This is a genomic window from Streptomyces niveiscabiei, assembly GCF_001419795.1.
GTDB lineage: Bacteria > Actinomycetota > Actinomycetes > Streptomycetales > Streptomycetaceae > Streptomyces > Streptomyces niveiscabiei.
The window spans coordinates 1-3,284 of the sequence record NZ_LIRL01001058.1; the positions used below are offsets into that span (position 1 = coordinate 1).

General features: G+C 71.8%; 4 protein-coding genes. 3 read left to right on the top strand and 1 reads right to left on the bottom strand.

Translation table 11 applies throughout. From position 1 onward, the window contains the following. The first annotated feature begins 513 nt into the window (after window positions 1-513). The 3 genes from AOK24_RS39650 (at window position 514) to AOK24_RS39660 (ending at window position 2,579) form a co-directional block, all read left to right on the top strand. Window positions 514-1,095, top strand: coding sequence for a TMEM165/GDT1 family protein (locus AOK24_RS39650; protein ID WP_055724768.1), 582 nt, complete (start codon window positions 514-516; stop codon window positions 1,093-1,095). Between the two features lie 167 nt (window positions 1,096-1,262). Continuing rightward, the gene (locus tag AOK24_RS39655; protein ID WP_055724769.1) at window positions 1,263-1,742 is read left to right on the top strand and encodes a hypothetical protein; all 480 of its coding nucleotides are present in this window, start codon (window positions 1,263-1,265) and stop codon (window positions 1,740-1,742) included. A gap of 162 nt (window positions 1,743-1,904) precedes the next feature. Then, window positions 1,905-2,579 carry an HAD-IA family hydrolase gene (locus AOK24_RS39660; RefSeq protein ID WP_055724770.1) on the top strand — a complete coding sequence of 225 codons (675 nt, stop codon included), beginning with the start codon at window positions 1,905-1,907 and terminating at the stop codon, window positions 2,577-2,579. Window positions 2,580-3,012: 433 nt separating this feature from the next. On the opposite strand, the gene AOK24_RS39665 is transcribed toward AOK24_RS39660, so the two are convergent. Beyond that, window positions 3,013-3,284 (bottom strand): peptidoglycan-binding domain-containing protein (locus AOK24_RS39665; RefSeq protein ID WP_240554340.1); only part of this gene is annotated, 272 nt, incomplete at its 5' end.

Consider the following 3,284-nt stretch of genomic DNA (forward strand, 5'->3'; position numbering starts at 1 on the left):
GGGCCGTTGAGGACGCCGACGGAGGCTAGGAGGCCGGTAAGGGCGGCCAGTATGCGGGGCCGTCCAGGCGCGGAGGGCTTTCGCATGCGAACTCCCGGGGAGTGTGGGGGTGTTGGAGTGGGGGGCGTGGGAATGCTCGCGGGGGCGTGTTGCGGTGAGGTGTGCGAGCGGTAAGAAGTTAGTGACGCGCACATGACAAAACAAGGTTTGCGGCAAGGAGAAGGTCCGAGGCAGGGGGAAGGCGGCAGGGGGACTTTCGTCCCTACGGCGATGTCGGTGGCGTCGCGTACGATGGACGGCGCAGAAGGGGAGTAGCTCTTCGCCGGACCGTCGACATACTGCTCAGCTCGTCTGAGCCGGCGCCCGGAGGCGGGGCGCGTAGGCCCGCCAGCGAGACCTTCGGCAAGCAGTGCACGTCCGTGTCGTACGACGCGGGCTCTTCGTGTGCTGTCCTGCCGAGGTGTCCCAAGGACCAGCACTCTCGGTGGGGCGGCCCCTACCGATTGAGGAACCTTGATCAGCATCAGCGTGACGGCGCTCGTCTTCGGCGTCGTCTTCCTTGCCGAGCTGCCGGACAAGACGGCGCTCGCCGGCCTCGTGCTCGGGACGCGCTACCGGGCGTCGTACGTGTTCGCCGGGGTCGCCGCGGCGTTCCTCGTCCACGTCGTCCTCGCGGTCGCGGCGGGCAGCGTCCTCACGCTCCTCCCACAGCAACTCGTCCACGCCCTCACCGGCGTCCTCTTCCTCGGCGGCGCCGCGATGCTGCTCCTGAAGAAGGACGAGGGTGAGGAGGAGGTCCGCCGCCCGGAGGACCAGTCCTTCCTCAAGGTCGCCGGCGCAGGGTTCATGCTCATCCTCGTCGCCGAGTTCGGTGACCTCACGCAGATCATGACGGCCAACCTCGCCGCCCGCTACGACGACCCCCTCTCCGTCGGCCTCGGCGCGGTCCTCGCGCTGTGGGCGGTCGCGGGGCTCGGGATCGTCGGGGGGAAGGCCCTGATGAAGCGGGTCCCGCTGAAGCTGATCACGCAGATCGCGGCGGTGCTGATGCTGGGGCTCGGGGTGTGGAGCCTGTGGGAGGCGATCGCCGGGTGAGTGCGGACGCGTACGGGTGGCTCATTCCCGTACCCCCGGGCGCCGGCGGGAACCGGGTTCCTTGCCGGGCGCCGGGGGGCCGGTCACAGTGACGGGGGAGGGACGGCCGTCCGCCCGGACCGCCGTCCTGTGCTCGTGCCGCCGGAACCGGAAGGGGAGCAGCATCGGTGAAACGGTTACGTCGTTCCTGTCTCGCCCTGGCGCTGGGGCTCGCCCTGCCGCTGGGCACGGCCGGTGTCTCGGCCGCGGCGCCCGGGACCGCGCTCGCCTGTCCGGCCGAGGGGACGCGGTTCACGACGCCCACCACCGGGGACACGGTCTTCCTGGTCGGACCGTCGCAGTTCCTGTACTACATCCCGAGTCCGGCCGACTACTTCCGCCTGTGGCGGACCTGGGACGGCATCGCCACCGTCGACCGGGCGGCCTGCGCCAAGACCGCGTACGCGCTGAGCAACGCCCGCCTGCGCCAGGTGTCCGGCTTCACCAACGTCTTCATCTGGGACGAGAGCTGGGACGACGTCGGGCAGCCGAACCGGTACCGCTGGATCACGAGCTGGTCCGTCTTCGCCGGCAAGTACCACTTCGACCCGGAGAAGATCGTGGTGGTCGGGGCGCTGGGGCCCATCATGGAGCCGAACTGGACGTAGCGGGGCGGGCGGCCCCGCTGAACAGCCGGTGAAGTTTCCGGTAGGTGGTGGCGGGGACGCCGTTCATTTTGTACCGTGGAGAAACAAAGTGGTTCCCGCTCGTTCTCCCTGACCGGCGGGCGGGGCCACCTTGGTCTCTGAAGCCGGGTGTCTGGAGTGCGCATGTCCGTCGCCGAGCCTGTTGTCATCGACGCTCGCGCTCTTCTGCTCGACATGGACGGGACGCTCGTCAACTCCGACGCGGTGGTGGAGCGGATCTGGCGGCGGTGGTCCGAGGCGCACGGGCTGGACGGCGACGAGGTCATGAAGGTCGTCCACGGCCGCCAGGGCCACGCCTCCATGGCCGTACTCCTCCCCGACCGCCCCGTCGAGGAGAACCTCGCGGACAACGCGCGGATGCTCGCGCAGGAGACCGCCGACATGGACGGCGTCGTACCGGTCCCCGGCGCCGCCGCCTTCCTCACCGCCCTCGCCGACGTCCCGCACGCGCTCGTGACCTCGGCGGACGTCCCCCTCTCCACCGCCCGCATGGCCGCCGCCGGCCTCCCGCTGCCCGCCCTGCGCATCACCGCCGAGTCCGTCGGCGCCAGCAAGCCCGACCCCGAGGGCTTCCTGAAGGCCGCGGCCGAACTGGGCGTCGCCCCCGCCGACTGCGTCGTCTTCGAGGACTCCGGCGCGGGCATCCAGGCGGGCAAGGCGGCCGGAATGCGCGTCGTGGGCGTGGGCGAACGGGCCACCGCCCACACCCCGGACGCCGTCGTCCGCGACCTGCGCGAGATCGCGGTGGAGGTCACGGCGGACGGGGTCCGGCTGCATGTGCGGGCCGCGCGGGGCTGAGACGGGGGCGAGGCCTACGCCGTTGGCGCTGCGGGTCGGCGTGTGACGCCGGGGGCTTGCTTACGAGGCTGGCGCTGCGGGTCGGCGTCTGATACCGAGGGGGCCGCCTACGCAGCCGGTGCTGCGAACCGGCGTTTGACGCCGAGGGGCTTGCTCACGACGCTGGCGCTGAGGGTCGGCGTTGCACGCCGAGGGGGGGGCCGCTGACGACACCGGGCCTGCGAACCGGCGTCCGTCACCGAGGCATCCGCGCACGCCCCGGGCGTTCTGACCCGGCGTCGAGGCCGCCGCTCCCCGCCGCGCGACCGGCGTCGCCGGTCATGCCCCGCCGGTCGGCGCGGTGCTCGTCGCGGAGGTCACCGGTGCCGTGTTCCGTACCCCCGGCCGTCCCCGTCCCCGTCGGTGCCGGGGACGGCGGCTGCGGCTCGCCCCTTCAAGGTTCCTTCGTCTCATTCTCCAACCGCTCCCGTGTCGCCGCCCCGTAGATCCCCGGTTCGTCGCCGGTGATGTCGCGCGACGCCTGGTAGGTCTTGAGCGCGTTCTCGACCTGCTCGTCGAAGACCCCGTCCGCGTCCTCGCCGTACAGGGACAACTCCTTGAGCCGCAGCTGGAGTTCCCGCACCTCCGGGCCCGTGTCGCCGCGCCGCAGCACCGCGACCGTGAGGCTCGGGACCTGGCGCTGGTCCTCGGCGGCGCCGCCGGAGG